The organism is Rouxiella sp. WC2420, assembly GCF_041200025.1.
Lineage (GTDB): Bacteria > Pseudomonadota > Gammaproteobacteria > Enterobacterales > Enterobacteriaceae > Rouxiella.
This window is the reverse complement of sequence record NZ_CP165628.1, coordinates 523,289-542,356: the sequence shown is the minus strand read 5'-3', so window position 1 is coordinate 542,356 and position 19,068 is coordinate 523,289. Positions and strand designations below refer to the sequence as shown.

Below are 19,068 nucleotides of genomic sequence, written 5' to 3'. Positions count from 1 at the left end.
TTACTGATGACGATCAGTATATGGCAACAAAGAAAGGTAGCGAGCGCGCTTGATACAACGAGCGAGCTGACGCTGGTATTTTGCACGAGTCCCAGTGATACGGCTCGGTACAATTTTACCGCTTTCGGTAACGTAGTTTTTCAGCGTAGCGATATCTTTATAATCGATCTCTACAACGCCTTCCGCGGTGAAACGGCAGAACTTGCGACGACGGAAATAACGTGCCATTAGGCTAGTCTCCAGAATCTATCAAATCAATCTGCTCGGCATGTAACACCACTTTGTTCAGTCCATTGCGACCTTGATGGCAGCTAATGAATCCGGAAACAGTGAGTTGCGTGCCGACCGTTATACTGTGAGTTAATGCTTGTGACTGGTGTCCACTAACAACCACGGGCATTCTGCACCATGCTTGTCGGTTAAATCCGGCTTCCTGTTGCTGCGAGCGGTGCTCAAGCACAAACTGACAGTGAGGAATACCCGATGGACTGACTTTACGAATGGGGGTCTTGCACACAGTGCCAGACAACTCCAGGCGATTAGTCATCACAATTATTACTCTTCAGAATCCCCAGCTTCGGAATCATCGTTAGCTTCGGCGAAATCTTCACGACGCTCACGGCGTTCGTCTTTCGCTTTAACCATTGGTGAAGCTTCAGTTACCGCGTGTTTAGTGCGCATAACCATGCTACGGATAACGGCGTCGTTGAAGCGGAAGTTAGTTTCCAGCTCATCGATCGCTTCCTGCGGAGCTTCAACGTTCAGCAGAACGTAGTGGGCTTTATGCAGTTTGTTGATCGGATAAGCCAGTTGACGGCGGCCCCAGTCTTCCAGACGGTGAATCTGACCAGCAGCGTTAGTGATGGTTGCACTGTAACGCTCGATCATGCCCGGAACCTGTTCGCTTTGGTCAGGGTGAACCATAAATACGATTTCGTAATGACGCATAGAATTGCTCCTTACGGATTATTCAGCCTCCTGTCAGGGTCAACCGTGGCCCATGGAAGCAAGGAACGTGTTATGTGTACGGCTGAAAAAATGACGCGCAATTATATGACTGGGAGCCAAGAAACTCAAGGACCCAGTCTGATTAATTTTTCGGCGCGGTTCAGTTAGCGAGTTTTGTTTGATCTGTAGACGTTTTTTACAGTGAAATTACAGATGGGCGGCAAAAAAATCGGTCGCATGAATCGATCCGTTGACAGAAACTTTGTGTTTCGCCTCGGGTTCGCTGATAAAAGTCAGGTTAACAGCCTGGTTATATGACTCAAGCGCCTGCTTAAGTTTCAAGCTTTCAATGTAAGGCACCAGATCATCTTTTTCGCCATGCCAGACAAACAGCGGTTTTTTGGCGATTATCGAGGTTTTATTGCTGATATCCAGACTCAGCAACAGCGCCGTTTGGCGTTCAAAATCTTCACGCGACAGTTCGCTGCCGCCGCCATAAGACGGGAAAAGATGGTCTGAAAGTGAAGAGAAGTAGCCTGACCCCATCAAATTAGCCGCCGCTTTCACCCACGGATATTGCACCAGCGCCGCCATGGCAGTCATTCCCCCCATTGACACACCACCGACGCCAAGACGTTTTTCATCGGCCAATCCACGCGCAACAAAGGTTTCTTTCAGCAGGGCAAGCTCGGTGACGTTATTTTGCAGAATTCGCCAAAAGTTTTTCAACAACACACTTTCATCCTGCTCGGCGCGAGCGCCGTGCATTAATGCGTCGGGCAATATCACCCGAAAACCAGCCTTGGCCAAAGTGTAACCAAAGTAGGAATAGATTTCTTTCGAAGAGGTAAATCCGTGATAGAAGAACACAGTCGGCAGTAATTCATGATATTTCCCGGCAGGAACCGCGTGGATTATCTGAATCCCCTCAACGTCTTCCTCGAACAATTCAACCATCTCTCGCTCCTTGGTTTCAGGCCTCAATGAGTCAGGCTGCCTGTAAGTGACGAGTTTCATTTTATCTGCCTGAAAAAATGCCACCACTAACTTTTTGCTATGTTTTATAACCAGCCGACAGGGGTTAAAACAATATCAACTAAAGATAGCGAATTGACACAAGATGCGCCTCGCCAGACTGCGCGCGACAGGTCTACACTGAATAATGACTTCTGGGGAATACCAATATGAAAATCAGACTTGCCGTGATTAAACGAGGCCTCAGTGCACTACTTTTACTGTGCATGCTCAATGCCTGTAGCCTGCTCAAGACTACGCCTGAACCGCCACCGCCGCCAACAGACAAAGCACAGGAAATAGTGCGCGCGCAGGCCACTACACTGACTAAAATCGGCACTGTTTCTGCCGACGTAGTAGGCAGCCCAATGGACGTGGAACGTGCTATCCATCGCAAGGCCAATGAGGCAGGAGCGCATTACTACCAGATACTGCTGATCAGCGACTCGATTCGACCGGGCCGCTGGTATTCAGAAGCCATCCTGTATAAATAAAAGCGGCCAGCTTCAATATCGTGTTCGTTAACATTTTCTTCATAAACAATGTGTCCATGACATAGTTTTTATAAACTTTTATTCACAAATACTGTCTTCACAAACACTGTCTTCATAAACATCGTGTTAAAGCACGCCGATGGCCCGCTCAATGAGTTGCTGGCACAGGCGGTCGTCAATCAGCGTATCGCCACGATCGTCGAGTACCAGCCGACACCAGGCATCAGCCAGCGGCGGTGAAGAAAACTCCAGCATTTCGGCGGCGGCATAGAGGTTAAACAGCTGGCTGGTAATGATTCGCCCCTGCGCCTCTTCGGCCCTTTTCAGTCGCTGCACAAACTGGCGCGCCGCTTTGTCGAACAGCCGATTCTGGCCTCGTACCTCATGCAGGCGTTGCTGAACCATTTCCAGCGATGCAGGAATCTTTTTCAGGCTCCGCAATACGTCCAGACACATCACGTTTCCAGAGCCTTCCCAGATACTGTTAACCGGCATTTCACGATACAGGCGCGGCAACTCGCTTTCCTCGCAATAGCCTATGCCGCCCAACACCTCCATAGCCTCGGCGATAAACGGCATTCCCTGTCGACAGACCTCAAATTTTGCAGCCGGTGTGAGCAAGCGGGCGAGCACCTGTTCCTGGGCATTATCAGTCTCTCCGCGCGCATGAGCCAAGCGGAAAAGTAATGCAGTTTGCCCCTCCAGCCGCAGCGCCATACGGCAAAGCACCTGACGCATCAGAGGCTGTTCAATCAGAGGCTTGCCGAATACTTGCCGCTGAAAGGCATGATACAGCGCGACGGAAAATCCGCGGCGCATCATCCCGTGGCTGCCCAGCGCGCAGTCAAAACGGGTATGTCCCCCCATCTTGAGGATATGCCGCACGCCGTCACCCTCTTCTCCCAGTAGCCAACCTACGGCATCGAAAAATTCGACCTCACTGCTGGCGTTCGAACGATTACCAAGCTTGTCTTTCAGGCGTTGAATACGCACGTGATTGCGATCGCCATCTGGCAAAACTCGTGGCAGGAAGAAGCAGGACAAGCCTCCAGGCGCCTGTGCCAGCACCAGATGCGCGTCACTTTGTGGTACCGAGAAAAACCATTTATGCCCCACCAGCCGATAAGACTCGCCCGACCCACGGCTCTCAATTGGCGTGGCGGTGGTGGTATTGCTCAACACGTCAGAACCGCCCTGCTTCTCGGTCATGCCCATGCCAATCAACAGCCCGCGTTTTTTATCGCCGGGTAATAAATGGGCGTCATAACGGTCTGAAAGTAACGGCGTTAGCCAAGACTGGAATTCATTAGGCAGTGACTGTTGCAACAAAGGGATCGCACCATGTGTCATGGTAATCGGACACAGCGTTCCGGCTTCGACCTGCGCATGCAACAAGAAACGAGCGGCTCGAGCGACATAACTGCCAATGCGCGCATCCTCTTCCCACGACAGATTGTGCACGCGGTTGGCCACGAGTCCCTGCATCAGCAAATGCCAGGCAGGGTGAAAGCGCACGTCGTCCAGCGGTTCACCGGTGGGTTCAAAACGTAAGAGATCGGGAGGATTGGCGTTGGCAAGCCGCCCCAGCTCCAGAGATTCGACCGACCCCAGCTGCTGCCCCAGCGAGGCAAGCACGTCGAGATCCCAGGCCGCATGTTGCCTGGTTACGGCTTCGCGCAACGCGGTATCAGAAAGGAATAAATTGCTGTTGCTCAGAGGTTTGGGCTGATTAAACACCCGGTGAGTTTCCCAGTTCATCGCCATCTCCGTCATCCATAGCATCTGGATTAAGTATGGTAAAAACTGAGTTTTTTACCGCAGAGTGGATCACAAACAATGAAAACGCCCGCAACCGTTGAGGATGCGGGCGAATTTGATATTTACGCCACCGCTAAACGGCCGCGTACAGCGGATACTAGATACTAGATACTAGCCTTTGGCTTTTACCGCACGCTGACGCACGGCTTCAAACAGGCAAACGCCGGTCGCAACAGACACATTCAGAGAGGAAACCGATCCAGCCATTGGAATGCTGATCAGCTCGTCGCAGTGTTCACGAGTCAGACGGCGCATACCTTCGCCTTCCGCGCCCATTACCAGCGCCATCGGGCCGGTCATTTTGCTCTCGAACAGAGTGTGATCGGCTTCGCCGGCAGTTCCAACGATCCAGACATTGTGCTCTTGCAGCACGCGCAAAGTACGCGCCAGATTAGTAACGTTGATCAACGGCACGTTTTCCGCTGCGCCGCTGGCAACTTTTTTCGCCGTCGCATTCAGCTTGGCAGAACGGTCGCGGGGCACGATGACCGCGTGAACGCCGGCCGCATCGGCGGTACGCAGGCAGGCACCAAGGTTGTGCGGATCAGTAACGCCATCGAGTACCAGCAAAAACGGTGACTCCAGGCTTTCGAGCAGCGCAGGAAGATCGTTTTCCTGATACTGACGCCCTTCTTTAACTCGGGCAATGATCCCCTGATGAACCGCGCCTTCAGACTTGTCGTCAAGCCATTGACGGCTGGCAACCTGAAGCACGATGCCGCTGGCTTCCAGCTCATCAATCAGTGGTTTCAGGCGCTTGTCGTCACGGCCTTTAAGAATAAAGACTTCCAGAAAGCGCTGCGGATCGTTGTCGAGTAAGGCTTTAACGGAATGAATACCGTAAATAATTTCGCTCATGAGGCTCTTAATAGTGCTTTTTAAAAAAACATAATGCGGGCAACTTGTGCCCGCATGTGTCATGAATAGCTGTGATGCTTAACGGCGATTCTATCATTGACTGAGGTTGTCATCAGTCAATAAATACGCAGATTAGGATTCAATCTGCTTTTTCTTCGCTCGCTTGGCCTTGGTGGCTGCCGCAATCTTCTGCGTTTTATCGGAAGGCTTTTTAACTTTCTTGGGTTTGCCGTCCTTGCCCACAGCGCTGACAACTTTACCGGCCTTCGCCGCTTCTGGCTTCACTGCGGCCTTGGCAGTTTCAGCTCTACCCGCCCTTTTGGCTTTCGCTGGTTTGGCAGTTTTATCGCCGTCTTTACGAAATGCGCTGTCCGGCTCAAAGTTTACGTTCTTTTTCACTGAACGACGACGCCCCGAATTGGCAGCACCGGCTGGGCGCATTGCGCGCTCGCCTTTTTTGGCACGATCGCGAGCAGTTTTGCCTTCACCACGCGGTTTGCGAGTGCTGGAAACCAGAGCAAAATCGATTTTACGCTCGTCCATGTGTACCGCTTCCACGCGAATTTCTACCGCATCACCGAGGCGGTAAACACTTCCCGAAGACTCGCCCACCAGACGCTGACCAATATTATCGTAGCGATAGTAGTCGTTATCGAGCGATGAAACGTGCACCAGACCGTCAATAAACAGGTCAGCCAGGCGGACGAAGAAACCAAAGCCGGTGACGCTGGAGATAATCCCGTTAAACACTTCGCCGACGTGATCCTGCATGAAGTCACATTTCAGCCAGTCGGCAACATTACGCGTGGCTTCATCGGCGCGACGTTCTGCGGTAGAACAGTGATCGCCCAACACCACCATATCTTCGTAATCGCTGTGGTAACCGCCGGTTGGCGTCCAGCGATCCTTGAGATTACCGTGTTCTTTCGCCAGCACATATTTAATTGCGCGATGCAATGCCAGGTCGGGATAACGACGGATTGGTGAAGTAAAGTGCCCGTACGAGGTGAGTGCCAGACCAAAGTGCCCACGGTTTTCCGGATCGTAAACCGCCTGCTTCATCGAGCGCAGCAGCATGGTTTGCAGCATCTCGCGATCGGGGCGATCTTTCAGCTGGTCCATGATATCGGCATAGTCTTTCGGCTCAGGCTTGAGACCGCCGCCCATGGTCAAACTCAGCTCGCCCAGCACGCTTCTCAGCGCGGAAATATGGTCATCGCTTGGGCGGTCATGCACGCGGAACAGCGCCGGTTCGTTATGTTTTTCAACAAAACGCGCCGCGGCGATGTTCGCCATGATCATACATTCTTCAATCAGCTTGTGCGCGTCGTTACGAACGGTAGCTTCTACGCGTTCAATGCGACGCTCGGCGTTAAAGATAAACTTGGCTTCTTCGGTTTCGAAGGCAATACCGCCGCGTTCGGCACGCGCCTGATCGAGCACTTTGTACATCTTGTGCAGCTCTTCAAGATGCTTGACCAACGGGGCATACTGCTCGCGCAGCTCTGGGTTACCTTCGATAATATGCCAGACTTTGGTATAGGTCAGACGCGCATGCGAGCTCATCACCGCTTCGTAGAACTTGGAAGTGGTCAGCTTACCGGTGGCTGAAATGGTCATTTCACAGACCATACACAGGCGGTCAACCTGAGGATTCAGCGAGCAAAGGCCGTTCGACAGCACTTCAGGCAGCATCGGAACAACCTGCGACGGGAAGTAAACGGAAGTTGCGCGGCTGCGGGCTTCATCGTCCAGCGCAGTGCCAGGACGCACGTAATAACTCACGTCGGCAATAGCAACCCACAGGCGCCAGCCGCCACCGCGCTTGGCTTCGCAGTAAACTGCATCATCGAAGTCTCGCGCATCTTCACCGTCGATAGTGACCAGCGGCAGATTACGCAGGTCAACGCGACCTTTTTTGGCTTCTTCGGGAACTTGCTCACTCAGGCCTGCGACCTGTTTTTCAACCTGTGGTGGCCAGACGTGAGGAATTTCATGGGTGCGCAGCGCGATATCTACCGCCATGCTGGTTCCCATTTTATCGCCGAGTACTTCAACGATTTTACCCACGGCCTTGGTACGGCGCGTCGGGCGCTGAGTCAGCTCGACGACCACCATGTAGCCCATGCGCGCGCCGTTAACGCCGTCTGCCGGGATCAGGATGTCAAAGCTGAGACGGCTGTCGTCCGGCACCACAAAACCTGCACCGGCGTCAGTGAAGTAACGACCGACTATCTGGCTGACCTTAGGCACCACAACGCGAACAATGCGCGCTTCGCGGCGACCTTTACGGTCAGTACCAACCGGCTGAGCCAGCACCACGTCACCGTGGATACACATTTTCATCTGCTCGGCAGAGAGATAAACGTCGTCTTTTTTCACGCCTTCAAGGCGCAGGAAGCCATAACCATCGCGATGGCCAATAACGGTGCCTTTCAGCAAATCCAGACGCTCCGGCAGCGCATAGCACTGACGACGTGTAAATACTAACTGACCATCACGCTCCATGGCGCGCAGTCGACGACGCAGCGCTTCAAGCTGCTCTTCACCAGAAAGATTCAGTTCATTGCCCAGCTCTTCGCGGCTGGCAGGCGTTTCGCGTTTACCAAGATGTTCGAGAATAAATTCACGGCTAGGGATAGGCGATTCGTATTTTTCTGCTTCTCGTTCCAGGAATGGATCTTGTGACATAGCGGTTCCTCCGTTGTCATCAGCAGTTTGTTGAAAGTCTATGTTTCAACAAGCAATAATTTGTAGAGTTGAGCATAATCGCTAACCTTCTTGGTTAACGTGCATTGATCCAACTCATCAATAAAGTGGTCTACGGCGGTAGGCTAACCCTGTTCACCTGTGGGTACTTTACCCCGTTTTTTTCGCATTTATGATGACAGCGCTCCTAATGCGATAATACCCAATAGATTCCAAGATGATGGGCTATTTAAGATTACTCTATTGAGTGGTGTGCCCGCCACAAAAAGAAACCGGGCACAGTGCCCGGTTTTTATTGGATTCGCCGCGGCAAACCCGTGATGAAGCCATTAAGAATTACGCGTCAAACGGGTCTCGCAGGATCATGGTTTCGCTGCGATCCGGTCCCGTAGAGATGATATCGACCGGCACTTCGGTCAACTCTTCTACACGTTTGATATAATCACGCGCAGCCTGTGGCAGTTTTTCCAGCGATTTAACGCCAAACGTGGTTTCCGTCCAGCCCGGCATGGTTTCGTAAATGGGCTCGATACCTTCCCAATTTTCAGCCGCCAGCGGTGTAGTGGTGACTTCTTTACCGTTTGGCAGGCGATATCCCACACACAGCTTGACCTCTTGCAGACCATCCAGCACGTCCAGCTTGGTCATGCAGAAACCGGAAAGGGAGTTAATCTGCACCGCGCGACGCACGGCCACAATATCAAGCCAACCGCAGCGACGACGACGGCCGGTGGTGGCGCCAAATTCGTTACCCTGCCTGCAAAGATATTCACCCACATCATCAAACAGCTCGGTCGGGAATGGACCGGCACCGACGCGAGTTGAGTAGGCTTTCACAATACCCAGCACGTAATCAACGTAACGCGGGCCCATACCAGAACCGGTAGCTACGCCGCCTGCTGTAGTATTTGACGAGGTTACATAGGGATAAGTTCCGTGATCGATGTCCAGCAATGTACCCTGCGCACCTTCAAACATGATCAGCTCGCCCTTTTTGCGTGCGTTATCCAGCAAATCGGAGACGTCGACAACCATAGCGGTAAGAATATCGGCAATTGCCATCACATCATCAAGAACTTTTTGATAATCAACCGCTTCCACTTTGTAGTAGTTCACTAACTGGAAGTTATGATAGTCGACAATTTCTTTCAGCTTGTGGGCGAAAGTTTCTTTATTGAACAGATCACCGACGCGCAATGCACGGCGAGCCACTTTGTCTTCATAGGCTGGGCCAATACCACGGCCAGTGGTGCCGATGGCTTTCGCACCCCGCGCTTTCTCACGCGCCATGTCCAGTGCAACGTGATAGGACAGGATTAGCGGGCAGGCCTCGGAGATCAATAGACGTTCGCGAACCGGGATCCCACGGGCTTCAAGTTCACCCATTTCTTTCATCAACGCGTCAGGCGCCAGAACCACACCGTTGCCGATGATGCTGGTGACGTTTTCACGTAAAATGCCAGAAGGAATCAAATGAAGTACGGTTTTTTCACCGTTGATAACCAGAGTGTGACCGGCATTGTGACCGCCCTGATAGCGCACCACATATTTTGCCCGTTCAGTCAGCAAGTCAACAATCTTGCCCTTGCCTTCATCACCCCATTGAGTGCCAAGTACGACGACGTTCTTACCCATCTCAATAATCACCAGGTTGCGTTAAAAAAAGATACTAACATCCTGACCGGTGGCTTTCAGTACTTTTAGCATCCGATTGGCTGAAAAATTGCCGTTTCGTGCGACAGCTCTCTGATACAAGAATGATGCTCGGAAAAAGCAAAAGGCCCGCAAGGGGCCTTTTGGCAATACTGTCAATCTGTCAGTATCGGCTTATGGTTTAGTCGTCTTGTCCGGTGATTTCATGTAGCGGAAGAAATCATCGTTAGGACTCATCACCATTACGTCGTTACCGCTGCTGAAGCTCTCTCTGTACGCCTGAAGGCTACGGATAAAACCGTAGAAGTCAGGGTCAGCGCTGAATGCATCGGCAAACAGTTTGGCCGCCTGAGCATCACCTTCACCGCGAGTAATACGCGACTGACGTTCAGCTTCGGCAAGAGTCAGAGTAACCTGATAATCGGCAGTGGCACGCAATTTCTCGGCCTCTTCCTGACCTTGCGAACGATGACGACGAGCCACGGCTTCACGCTCTGCACGCATGCGCTGGAAGATGGCATCAGACACCTCGGCCGGCAGGTTGATTTGTTTGATACGCACATCAACCACTTCAATACCCAGAGCAGCCATGCTGTTAGGGTTCACCGCAGGCACTTTGCCATTGGTTTCCTGCTCTACGCGCTTGGCAACAGAGGCGATAGCATCATCGGCTTCGGTTGTAGCAGCAGCGGCGGCATCGTCATCGTCAGTCCCTTTATTCAGGGCATCGCGAACGTCCAGCGTCAAACGACCGCGAGAGTCGGTGACGATATCTTTCACGTCCAGACGACCAATCTCAGAACGCAGACGGTCGCTGAATTTACGTTTCAGCAATACTTCAGCCTGAGACACATCGCCACCACCGGTTGCCAGGTAGTAACGGCTGAAATCGCTGATACGCCATTTCAGGTAAGAGTCGACGATCAGGTCTTTCTTCTCTTTGGTCACAAAGCGGTCGGCCTGATTGTCCATAGTTTGCACACGGGCATCCAGCGTTTTCACTGATTCGACGAATGGCACTTTGAAATGCAGGCCTGGCGCATACACCAACGGCTTGTTGTCACCGTCGCGCAGAACCTTGCCAAAACGCAGCACAATCCCGCGCTGGCCTTCCTGCACCACGAATAGTGAAGCGTAAAGCGCCACCAACACTACAACAACGACAAGTAAAATTGACTTACGCATTGGTTATTCTCTCCCTACGCGAACGGTGTCGTCACGCTGTACATCGGCACGGCGCTGATCCATGACACTGCCAGAAGAACTTGAGCTGTTGCTGGCACTGCTGCTTTTACTGCTGCTCGACGGAGTTGTTGTCTGGCGAAGAGGGATCATGCTGTTGGCATCGCTCTCGCTACCCGTGGCTGCTGCAGTTTTACCCTTCAGAATTTGATCAAGCGGCAATACCATCAAATTGTTGCTTTTATCGTTGATCATAATCTTGCGGGTATGGCTAAGAACGTTTTGCATTGTTTCGATATAAAGACGTTCGCGGGTGATTTGCGGCGCGGCTTTATATTCAGGCAACAGTTCCGAGAAGCGCGCAACTTCACCCTGTGCTTCCAGCACGGTACGATCTTTGTAAGCTTTGGCATTTTCCAATAAACGCTGAGCCTGACCGTTGGCGCGAGGCTGAACTTCGTTGGCGTAGGCTTCCGCTTCGCGAATATACTGCTGCTCGTTTTCACGGGCGGCAATGGCATCGTCAAAAGCAGCCTTCACTTCCTCCGGCGGACGCGCTGTCTGGAAGTTAACGTCTTGAACGGTAATACCCATGTGATAAGGACGAATAGTCTCCTCCAGCACGCGCTGAGTGTCGCTACGAACTGTCGTACGACCTTCAGTGAGGATTTTATCCATGGTGTATTTACCAATCACGCCGCGCAGCGCACTGTCAGTTGCCTGACTCAGGCTGTCATCGGCATCGGCAACGCTATACAGATAGGCGCGAGGATCGGTAACGCGGTACTGCACGTTCATTTCGACGCGCACCACGTTTTCATCAGAAGTCAGCATGATACCGGAGGCTGCAAGCTCGCGAACAGATTCGACGTTAACCGCCTGAACCTGGTCGATAAAGGTCGGTTTCCAGTTCAGGCCAGGCTCAACCAAGTGGCTGAACTTACCGAAACGGGTAACTACACCGCGTTCTGCTTCTTTGATTGTATAAAACCCGCTTGCTGCCCAGATCACCACTACGGCGACCACGGCAAGACCAGCGAACCGACCGCTCAGATTCTTTTGCGGGCCGGTGGTATTTCCGTTGCCGGATCCCTTACCACCAAAACCGCTTAATTTTTTACTGAGCTTACGGAAGATATCATCAAGGTCAGGTGGGCCCTGTTCGCGCCCGCCTTTATTGTTATTTCCACCAGAATTATTTCCACCAGAGTTGCCGCTATTTTTGCTGCTTCCCCAGGGGTCGCGGTCCTGTCCGTTATTACCGGGCTGATTCCACGCCATGTTATAGCTCCATTATTCTATGATTGGTGTTCTTCAGGCTCTATATCAGTCAAGTTATCCCAGTGGTTTTTCTCTTCGAAATCTACCGGGAAGCCGTTACGGACGTATTCGCCCATAGCCGGTTCTTGTTTGCAGAGGCGGCGCCAGTCAACAATGGGCATTCGCACCATTAAACCGATACTTCCATCCTCTTCAATCCATTCTTTTTCAATCGCCTGAAGCTGGTAAAAACGGCTACGAAGGCGGCCGGCATCGGGTGGCAAACACAATTCAACTTGTGCTATTTCACCTGACAGACGCTCCGTTAATGCCTGAAATAACAACGGGATGCCTTCACCTGTCACGGCTGATAACCAGACCCTGATCGGTAAATTCTCTTCGTTGCGGTCAATACGCGGAACAAAATCATCCAGCATATCTATTTTATTCATCACTAACAGCGCAGGAATGTCATCTGCTTCAATCTCTGCCAGCACCGTATTTACCGCGTCGATATTTTCCTCGACGCGAATATCCGCTGCATCAATCACATGTAATAACAGAGATGCCTGTCGGGTTTCCTGCAACGTTGCTTTGAAAGCGGCAACTAAATCATGGGGCAGGTGACGAATAAACCCTACGGTATCCGCCATCACCGTTTCACCTACATCAGCAACCATAATGCGTCGCAAGGTGGGGTCCAGTGTGGCAAACAACTGATCGGCCACGTAAACATCGGCCTCGGTAATACGGTTAAACAGCGTAGACTTTCCGGCGTTGGTGTAACCCACCAGCGAAACTGTCGGAATGTCGGCACGCATTCTGGAACGACGTCCCTGCTCGCGCTGTTTGGAAACGCGTTCAAGGCGACTTAAAATAAGGGTTATTCTGTCACGTAACAGACGGCGGTCAGTTTCAAGCTGGGTTTCGCCTGGACCACGCGCACCAATCCCGCCGCCCTGGCGTTCAAGGTGAGTCCAGCCTCGTACCAGTCGGGTTGCTATATGGCGTAACTGTGCCAATTCTACTTGTAATTTACCTTCGTGAGTACGGGCGCGCTGGGCAAAAATATCTAGAATAAGTCCGGTGCGATCAACCACGCGACATTCACACAAGGCTTCAAGATTACGTTCCTGGCCAGGTGATAATGCGTGATCAAACAGGATTACAGATGCGCCTGTAGCTTTAACGGCATCCGCGATTTCTTGGGCCTTTCCTTCACCGACAAAGTATTTTGGGTGTGGAGCCTTACGGCTACCAGTGATGACTTGTAATGCCTCGACACCTGCTGAAGAGACCAGCGATTCAAATTCGCTTAAATCTTCAGTGACTTTGTCCTGCGAGAAATAGATATGAACCAGTACGGCCTGTTCACCGGCTTCATAACGGTCAAACAAGCGTGTGACCTCTCAATTGAGAAAAAAAATTCAACGAGGGGCACATAAGTGGTATTAAACCCCTTATGAACCCCTTCGAGATTGAATAGCTGTGCGCCTTATTCGGCGTCATCGCCATCCTGCGGCTGCTGTGGAGCAGTCGGTGCGCTACCATGATGATAGTTATTGGTAGTACCACCACCTGGATTATTACTGTGATGAGAAACTGGGCGCGAAGGAACAACGGTGGAGATAGCGTGTTTGTACACCATCTGGCTTACCGTGTTTTTCAAAAGAATCACAAACTGATCGAAAGACTCAATCTGGCCTTGCAGCTTAATACCATTCACCAAGTAAATAGAAACCGGAACACGTTCGCGACGCAATGCGTTCAGGAACGGATCTTGCAAAGATTGCCCCTTAGCCATTCTATCTTTTCCTTATTTGTTTGTTGTTTGTAACTTAGAGCCTAGAAGCTCGAAAATAAATCACATAAAAAATTTGCGCGTTGAGTACTTATCAATTGTACACAATCATCCAACCTATGCACTAACAACCTGAATTACACGGTTTAAAGCTTCTTCTGGCTTCTCTGAATCAAGCCACTCTACGTTCTCCCAACCGCGCAACCAAGTCATTTGGCGTTTGGCCAGCTGCCGTGTCGCACAAACACCACGATAAACCATTTCATCGTAGTCGATTTCACCAGAAAAATATGACCACATCTGGCGGTAACCGACACAACGAACGGAAGGCATGTCCGTATGCAAATCACCTCGAGTGAATAGCGCTCTCGCCTCGTCTTCAAATCCATTGGCAACCATCTGCCGAAAACGCAATTCAATACGATCGTGCAACAATTGGCGACTCGTAGGTGCAATCGCAAATTGATGTACCCGGTAAGGTAGAGCTTCACCCGAAATTTTAACGAGTTCCGTTAAAGTTTTACCCGAAATATAAAAAACTTCCAGTGCTCTGGAGAGTCTCTGAGGATCATTCGGATGAATTCGCATTGCCGAAACCGGATCTATTTCACTTAATTTCTGATGCAGCACTTCCCATCCCTGCTCCGCCGCCTCAGCCTCTATACGCTCACGCACCAGAGGATCCGCCGGAGGAAGGGGAGAAAGCCCTTCCAGCAAGGCCTTGTAATAAAGCATTGTTCCGCCGACCAATAACGGAATTTTCTTACGCGCGGTGATTTCCTGCATTTCACGCAGCGCATCGGCGCGGAAATCAGCTGCCGAATAAGATTGTGCCGGATCGAGGATGTCAATAAGGCGGTGCGGTGCTTCTACCAGTTCTTCGGGCGTCGGCTTAGCGGTGCCAATATCCATGCCCTTGTAGATAAGAGCAGAATCAACGCTGATAAGTTCAACTGGAAGCTGCTGGCGCAGGGCCATCGCCAAGGCAGTTTTGCCCGAAGCCGTAGGGCCCATAATAAAAATTGCAGGAGGAAGTGCTGTATTTTCTGAATCAGTCATGCTTGAAAGCCGCCAAGGCCGGCTGTAAATCAACAGGTTGCAAGAGTCCGGAAGGTGGAGATTTGACCAACTGGGGGCAAAGTCGCTCAACGTCCGTAAGTAATTGTATAGCTTGTGATACCGTCCAGACTTCATGTTCACTGCCAATACTGCGGGCAAACCACATAGCTACCGCATCAGGAGTGATTTCCTGCATGACTGAAACATATGCTAACAGGTCGGGTATCAACTTTTGTAAATTTTGTTGGCGTAATGGTAAAGGTACTGTGCGTAAGGTCCCACGCTGCTGCTCAAGCTGCATCTCAATGCCAAAGTGCTGAAACATAGCTTGATGGCGGGTAAACGCCACGCGTTCCTCTTTACTGAGGTTCAGTTTCACCGGAATAAGCAACGGCTGAGGCTTCAATCCTTCAGAAGTGGGGGTCAGCTGGGCCGTTTTCAACCATCTTTCTGCCACCGGCAGCGATAAAAGCACTAATTTTTGACCACGCTCCAGTAGCGCATAGCTTGATGCGCAAACCGTCATCACTCGACCAAAGCTTTGGCTGTGTCCTTCAAGGGCATTTTCGGCCTTTTGCCCCCCCGCAGCAGTGGGCTTTTGGGCTGCGGTTTCTGCTCCGGAAGCCTTTTCTGCCACCGACGGCAGCGATACCTGATAATCCGGACTTTCAGTTGGCTGCAGCAGACGCTGATAAAGCTCGCCCTGCGGCTTACTGTAAGGATTTCCCTCGGTAAAACGCTGCGCTGGCTCACGTAAATGGGCCGAGCGCGATGTTTCAGGGAAAATGGCTTTGCTCTGAGATGAGACGCCAGAAGACGACGATGATCCGCCCGCATGAGGTTTAGCACGCGCTGATTCGACTTTTGCAGGGTTTTCAGACGGCCGAGCGAAATGATTCCCTCCTGCGGCCTGCCGGTTTTCGGGCTGCCAGCGCGGCGTTTCTTCCTGAGGTTCAGTGGTATCCAGCATTGGCGATCCGGCCTGCTGCAATACTGAGACAACTGCCTGATAGATAAAATCATGCACCAACCGAGACTGATGGAAACGCACCTCATGCTTCGCGGGATGCACGTTGACATCTACCTGATGCGGATCAACATCGAGATACAGAACGTAGGCCGGTTGTTGATCATCTTTAAGCTGATCCTGATAGGCCTGGCGGATCGCGTGATTGATCAGCCGGTCTTTCATCATGCGATTATTCACGTAACAATATTGCATGTCGGTGAGATTACGCGATCCGGCGGGATCGGCCACCCAGCCGTGGATCGCCAAATCACCGTGGCTCCACTCGACTTCCAAAGCATGCTCAACAAAGGTGGTGCTGCAAATACTGGCCAGCCGACGCGAAGTTTGCGCCGGATCTTTCACCGCGCGATACTGCCGCATCAGCTTGCCGTTATGGCTCAGATTGAATGACACATCAAAACGGGCCAGCGCAATGCGCCGCACTACCTCATCAATGTGAGTAAATTCCGTTTTCTCGGTACGCATAAACTTGCGTCGCGCCGGGGTGTTATAAAATAAATCCAGCACTTCAACGGTTGAGCCTTGCGGATGCGCGGCCGGTTTTACCGTTACCGCCATGTCACGCCCCTCGGCGTAGGCCTGCCAGGCTTCATCCTGCGTGGCAGTCCGCGAAGTCAGCATCAGACGAGAAACCGAGCTGATACTGGCCAACGCCTCACCGCGAAAACCCAGACTAAGGATGGCTTCAAGGTCATCAAGCGAGCTGATTTTACTGGTCGCATGCCGCGCCAACGCCAACGCCAACTCGTCTTTACTAATACCACAGCCGTTATCGCGGATGCGGATCAGCTTGGCGCCGCCGCGATCGATATCAATATCAATTCGCGTGGCACCCGCATCGAGACTATTTTCGACCAGCTCTTTAACTACCGACGCGGGCCGTTCAACAACCTCACCTGCGGCTATCTGATTTGCCAGCTGCGGTGGCAGTACCCGAATCGGCATAGCCGCTCCTGTAGTCTCGATAAATGATATTAACGCGCGATCAGGACTGCGGAATCGTCAGCGTTTGCCCCAACTGTACGTCACCGGTTTTCATATGATTAGCAGTTCTGATTTCACTCATGCTAACACCGTAGTGCGAAGCAATCGCCGACAGCGTGTCACCGCGCACCACTTTATGCCTTGCCGCTTTTTTCTTCGCCCCATGAGTGCTGGTGACTTTGGCAGTAGTATTTTGTGATGCCGCCACACTGCCTGCCGGCACTTTCAGCCGTTGCCCGACCCATACGCCATCTTTCTTGAGCTTGTTGAGATCGCGCAGCGTGCCGTTGGTTGTACCGTAATGTGCTGCAATCCCGGTTAGCGTTTCGCCACGTACTACCTTGTGAATCTGCGTCGCGCCGCCAAGTGCTGCCGTGGTTTCAATCGGCCCGGGCTGGCTTAGGGACGCACTGTCAGGCGCTGAGTTATTGACCGCCGTTGCGTTGGCCAGCAACGGTCGGTTTTCGACCTTTGGGCCGGTTTGTAACGGATGCGACAGGAAATAATTGCGCAGGCCTTCATAGATGGCATGAGCAATTTTATCCTGATACGCGCTGCTGCCCAGCAGCCGCTCCCCGCTTGGATTACTGATAAAGCCCGTCTCGACCAACAGAGAAGGGATATCCGGCGAACGCAACACGCCTAGGCTGGCGTGCTCTGGTTTCGCCTTGTGCAACGCGCCAACTTTGCGCAGCTGCTGTAAGACTTTTACCGCGACGTCGTAGCCCACGCGTTGCGAATGGCCGAACTGAAGATCCAATACCGCCTGGCTCAGATAGGGATCAGAGGCGGTGTTGGCCAGCATGTCCCCCGCGCCTCCCAGCAATTCTGACTGCTTCTCGTGCTGCTCCAGCCAGTTACCCATTTCGCTGTTGGCGCGACGGTTGGAAAGTACCCAGACCGAGGCCCCGCTGGCGCTGCGATTTGGTGCGGCATCGGCGTGGATTGATACCAGCAGATTGGCACCTTTTTTACGCGCCACGTCCGAACGGCCCATCACCGAAATGAAATAGTCGCCGTCACGGGTCAGTACCGGCTTGAACATCGGATCCTGCGCCATTTCTGCCTGCAGCTTGCGGGCAATGGCAATAGTCACGTTTTTCTCTTTCAACCCGCCCACGCCCTGGGCGCCTGGATCTTGTCCACCGTGACCTGCATCGATTGCCACGATGATTTGGTTATCAGAGGTGGTGCCCACGGTACGCGGCGTTAAATTGGCCGCAGGAACTTTACCGCTGATCGCCACCGTTGTTTTATCGCCGTCAAACGGATTGGCGCTCGACGAAGGTGCTGGTAACGGCCTGCTGACGGTCTGCACCCGCGAAATCGTTGGCGAGGTATTACGCTGCGCGGTGGCCGCATTTAGCGTAAAGATCACCGTGTATTGGCTGCCATCCTGATGGACCTGAGCATTGGTCCTGACTTTTTGCGTTAACTCAAACACCAGACGCTGCGTTTTGGCCTCCGCTGGCGTACTCGCGCGCACCCGCTTAACCAGATTTTGCCCGCTAAAGTTCAGCGGTAACCCACGCATTACGCCATCTTGCTTGATATCAATAACCACCCGTTCTGGACTGTGCAGCGGGAAGAATGAATAGTCAGGCTTGCCATCAAAATCGATGGTAACGGTAGATTGCGTACTCCCGTTGGAAACATTGATGTTTTTCATCCCTGCGCCAAAAGCAGGAACGGTGAGAGCAGGTATCATCACTGCCACGGCGAGCAACACACTCGTCGCGACGCTTTTCCAAAATCTGTTAACGCATTGAATCATTACAGCATTATCCTTGCTTTTGTAGCATCTGCAGTAAACGGTTACCTGCCTCTGAAACAGCTTTGATGGTCGCCAATCTGCCTTCTGACTGATAGGCAAGCGTCAGTTCCAGGTCGGGATCGGGTAAAACGCCCGCACCTTGCTGAGGCCATTCAACCAGGCAAATCGCGTCTTCGGTGAAGTAGTCGCGAATGCCCATGAACTCAAGCTCCTCGGGGTCGGCGAGACGATACAGGTCAAAATGATAGACCGCCATCGGATGAAGCTGATAAGGCTCGACCAGGGTATAGGTTGGGCTTTTTACATTGCCTTGATGACCGCGAGCCTGCAGAAAACCACGACTAAAGGTGGTTTTTCCGGCACCCAGATCGCCAAAGAGATGAATGACAGTCGCGCCAGTGCAGGCGTTGGCTAAATCAGCCCCAAGCTTCAGGGTGGCAGCTTCATCGGGCAAAGGTAAGTTAATTTGATTCATGGGTGATTT

General features: G+C 52.1%; 17 protein-coding genes. 1 reads left to right on the top strand and 16 read right to left on the bottom strand.

Translation table 11 applies throughout. The annotated features are described in order from the left end of the window. The 4 genes from rpsR to yjfP form a co-directional block, all read right to left on the bottom strand. Entirely contained in the window at positions 1 to 228 is a 228-nt protein-coding gene (gene rpsR / locus AB3G37_RS02660; protein ID WP_004392491.1) for a 30S ribosomal protein S18, read from the bottom strand. A gap of 4 nt (positions 229 to 232) precedes the next feature. Further along, positions 233 to 547 (bottom strand): primosomal replication protein N, encoded by a 315-nt coding sequence (gene priB / locus AB3G37_RS02655; protein ID WP_071988424.1) that lies wholly within the window; start codon positions 545 to 547, stop codon positions 233 to 235. 8 nt (positions 548 to 555) lie between these two features. Further along, the gene (gene rpsF / locus AB3G37_RS02650; protein ID WP_009636749.1) at positions 556 to 948 is read right to left on the bottom strand and encodes a 30S ribosomal protein S6; all 393 of its coding nucleotides are present in this window, start codon (positions 946 to 948) and stop codon (positions 556 to 558) included. A 207-nt stretch (positions 949 to 1,155) separates the two neighbouring features. Then, positions 1,156 to 1,905 (bottom strand): esterase, encoded by a 750-nt coding sequence (gene yjfP, locus AB3G37_RS02645; protein ID WP_369789626.1) that lies wholly within the window; start codon positions 1,903 to 1,905, stop codon positions 1,156 to 1,158. A gap of 227 nt (positions 1,906 to 2,132) precedes the next feature. Between yjfP and bsmA the strand changes: the two genes are divergently transcribed. Then, positions 2,133 to 2,456 carry a biofilm peroxide resistance protein BsmA gene (gene bsmA, locus AB3G37_RS02640; RefSeq protein WP_009636747.1) on the top strand — a complete coding sequence of 108 codons (324 nt, stop codon included), beginning with the start codon at positions 2,133 to 2,135 and terminating at the stop codon, positions 2,454 to 2,456. Between the two features lie 126 nt (positions 2,457 to 2,582). Here the strand turns inward: bsmA and AB3G37_RS02635 are convergent, their stop codons facing one another. The 12 genes from AB3G37_RS02635 to tsaE form a co-directional block, all read right to left on the bottom strand. Continuing rightward, positions 2,583 to 4,214 (bottom strand): isovaleryl-CoA dehydrogenase, encoded by a 1,632-nt coding sequence (locus AB3G37_RS02635; RefSeq protein WP_369789625.1) that lies wholly within the window; start codon positions 4,212 to 4,214, stop codon positions 2,583 to 2,585. Between the two features lie 171 nt (positions 4,215 to 4,385). Next, on the bottom strand, positions 4,386 to 5,132 hold the full coding sequence (gene rlmB, locus AB3G37_RS02630; protein WP_009636745.1) for a 23S rRNA (guanosine(2251)-2'-O)-methyltransferase RlmB: 747 nt from the start codon (positions 5,130 to 5,132) through the stop codon (positions 4,386 to 4,388). A 132-nt stretch (positions 5,133 to 5,264) separates the two neighbouring features. Then, positions 5,265 to 7,823, bottom strand: coding sequence for a ribonuclease R (gene rnr / locus AB3G37_RS02625; RefSeq protein ID WP_009636744.1), 2,559 nt, complete (start codon positions 7,821 to 7,823; stop codon positions 5,265 to 5,267). 354 nt (positions 7,824 to 8,177) lie between these two features. Beyond that, positions 8,178 to 9,476 carry an adenylosuccinate synthase gene (locus tag AB3G37_RS02620; protein ID WP_369789624.1) on the bottom strand — a complete coding sequence of 433 codons (1,299 nt, stop codon included), beginning with the start codon at positions 9,474 to 9,476 and terminating at the stop codon, positions 8,178 to 8,180. Between the two features lie 192 nt (positions 9,477 to 9,668). After that, positions 9,669 to 10,679 carry a protease modulator HflC gene (gene hflC, locus AB3G37_RS02615; RefSeq protein WP_009636742.1) on the bottom strand — a complete coding sequence of 337 codons (1,011 nt, stop codon included), beginning with the start codon at positions 10,677 to 10,679 and terminating at the stop codon, positions 9,669 to 9,671. Positions 10,680 to 10,682: 3 nt separating this feature from the next. Further along, positions 10,683 to 11,957 carry an FtsH protease activity modulator HflK gene (gene hflK, locus AB3G37_RS02610; RefSeq protein ID WP_009636741.1) on the bottom strand — a complete coding sequence of 425 codons (1,275 nt, stop codon included), beginning with the start codon at positions 11,955 to 11,957 and terminating at the stop codon, positions 10,683 to 10,685. 17 nt (positions 11,958 to 11,974) lie between these two features. Beyond that, on the bottom strand, positions 11,975 to 13,333 hold the full coding sequence (gene hflX, locus AB3G37_RS02605; RefSeq protein WP_009636740.1) for a ribosome rescue GTPase HflX: 1,359 nt from the start codon (positions 13,331 to 13,333) through the stop codon (positions 11,975 to 11,977). A gap of 98 nt (positions 13,334 to 13,431) precedes the next feature. After that, positions 13,432 to 13,740: an RNA chaperone Hfq gene (gene hfq, locus AB3G37_RS02600; RefSeq protein WP_009636739.1), complete on the bottom strand. Its 309-nt coding sequence runs from the start codon at positions 13,738 to 13,740 to the stop codon at positions 13,432 to 13,434. A 114-nt stretch (positions 13,741 to 13,854) separates the two neighbouring features. Beyond that, on the bottom strand, positions 13,855 to 14,796 hold the full coding sequence (gene miaA, locus AB3G37_RS02595) for a tRNA (adenosine(37)-N6)-dimethylallyltransferase MiaA (protein ID WP_369789623.1): 942 nt from the start codon (positions 14,794 to 14,796) through the stop codon (positions 13,855 to 13,857). Next, positions 14,789 to 16,771 carry a DNA mismatch repair endonuclease MutL gene (gene mutL / locus AB3G37_RS02590; protein WP_369789622.1) on the bottom strand — a complete coding sequence of 661 codons (1,983 nt, stop codon included), beginning with the start codon at positions 16,769 to 16,771 and terminating at the stop codon, positions 14,789 to 14,791. The genes miaA and mutL overlap by 8 nt, the downstream gene beginning before the upstream one ends. Positions 16,772 to 16,811: 40 nt before the next feature. Next, positions 16,812 to 18,518, bottom strand: a complete 1,707-nt coding sequence (amiB, locus tag AB3G37_RS02585; RefSeq protein ID WP_369790878.1) for an N-acetylmuramoyl-L-alanine amidase AmiB — start codon at positions 18,516 to 18,518, stop codon at positions 16,812 to 16,814. Positions 18,519 to 18,591: 73 nt separating this feature from the next. Next, a complete protein-coding gene (tsaE, locus tag AB3G37_RS02580; protein ID WP_009636735.1) occupies positions 18,592 to 19,059 on the bottom strand; it encodes a tRNA (adenosine(37)-N6)-threonylcarbamoyltransferase complex ATPase subunit type 1 TsaE in 468 nt (155 codons plus the stop codon). Positions 19,060 to 19,068: the final 9 nt, after the last annotated feature.

What these genes read in the sequence shown, in the direction of transcription:
- hfq (WP_009636739.1), bottom strand. Translation starts at nt 13,740, where the DNA reads ATGGCTAAGGGGCAATCTTTGCAAGATCCGTTCCTGAACGCATTGCGT.
- tsaE (WP_009636735.1), bottom strand. Translation starts at nt 19,059, where the DNA reads ATGAATCAAATTAACTTACCTTTGCCCGATGAAGCTGCCACCCTGAAG.
- rlmB (WP_009636745.1), bottom strand. Translation starts at nt 5,132, where the DNA reads ATGAGCGAAATTATTTACGGTATTCATTCCGTTAAAGCCTTACTCGAC.
- bsmA (WP_009636747.1), top strand. Translation starts at nt 2,133, where the DNA reads ATGAAAATCAGACTTGCCGTGATTAAACGAGGCCTCAGTGCACTACTT.
- AB3G37_RS02635 (WP_369789625.1), bottom strand. Translation starts at nt 4,214, where the DNA reads ATGAACTGGGAAACTCACCGGGTGTTTAATCAGCCCAAACCTCTGAGC.
- mutL (WP_369789622.1), bottom strand. Translation starts at nt 16,771, where the DNA reads ATGCCGATTCGGGTACTGCCACCGCAGCTGGCAAATCAGATAGCCGCA.
- AB3G37_RS02620 (WP_369789624.1), bottom strand. Translation starts at nt 9,476, where the DNA reads ATGGGTAAGAACGTCGTCGTACTTGGCACTCAATGGGGTGATGAAGGC.
- hflK (WP_009636741.1), bottom strand. Translation starts at nt 11,957, where the DNA reads ATGGCGTGGAATCAGCCCGGTAATAACGGACAGGACCGCGACCCCTGG.
- hflC (WP_009636742.1), bottom strand. Translation starts at nt 10,679, where the DNA reads ATGCGTAAGTCAATTTTACTTGTCGTTGTTGTAGTGTTGGTGGCGCTT.
- rpsR (WP_004392491.1), bottom strand. Translation starts at nt 228, where the DNA reads ATGGCACGTTATTTCCGTCGTCGCAAGTTCTGCCGTTTCACCGCGGAA.
- amiB (WP_369790878.1), bottom strand. Translation starts at nt 18,518, where the DNA reads ATGATACCTGCTCTCACCGTTCCTGCTTTTGGCGCAGGGATGAAAAAC.
- priB (WP_071988424.1), bottom strand. Translation starts at nt 547, where the DNA reads ATGACTAATCGCCTGGAGTTGTCTGGCACTGTGTGCAAGACCCCCATT.
- yjfP (WP_369789626.1), bottom strand. Translation starts at nt 1,905, where the DNA reads ATGGTTGAATTGTTCGAGGAAGACGTTGAGGGGATTCAGATAATCCAC.
- rnr (WP_009636744.1), bottom strand. Translation starts at nt 7,823, where the DNA reads ATGTCACAAGATCCATTCCTGGAACGAGAAGCAGAAAAATACGAATCG.
- miaA (WP_369789623.1), bottom strand. Translation starts at nt 14,796, where the DNA reads ATGACTGATTCAGAAAATACAGCACTTCCTCCTGCAATTTTTATTATG.
- rpsF (WP_009636749.1), bottom strand. Translation starts at nt 948, where the DNA reads ATGCGTCATTACGAAATCGTATTTATGGTTCACCCTGACCAAAGCGAA.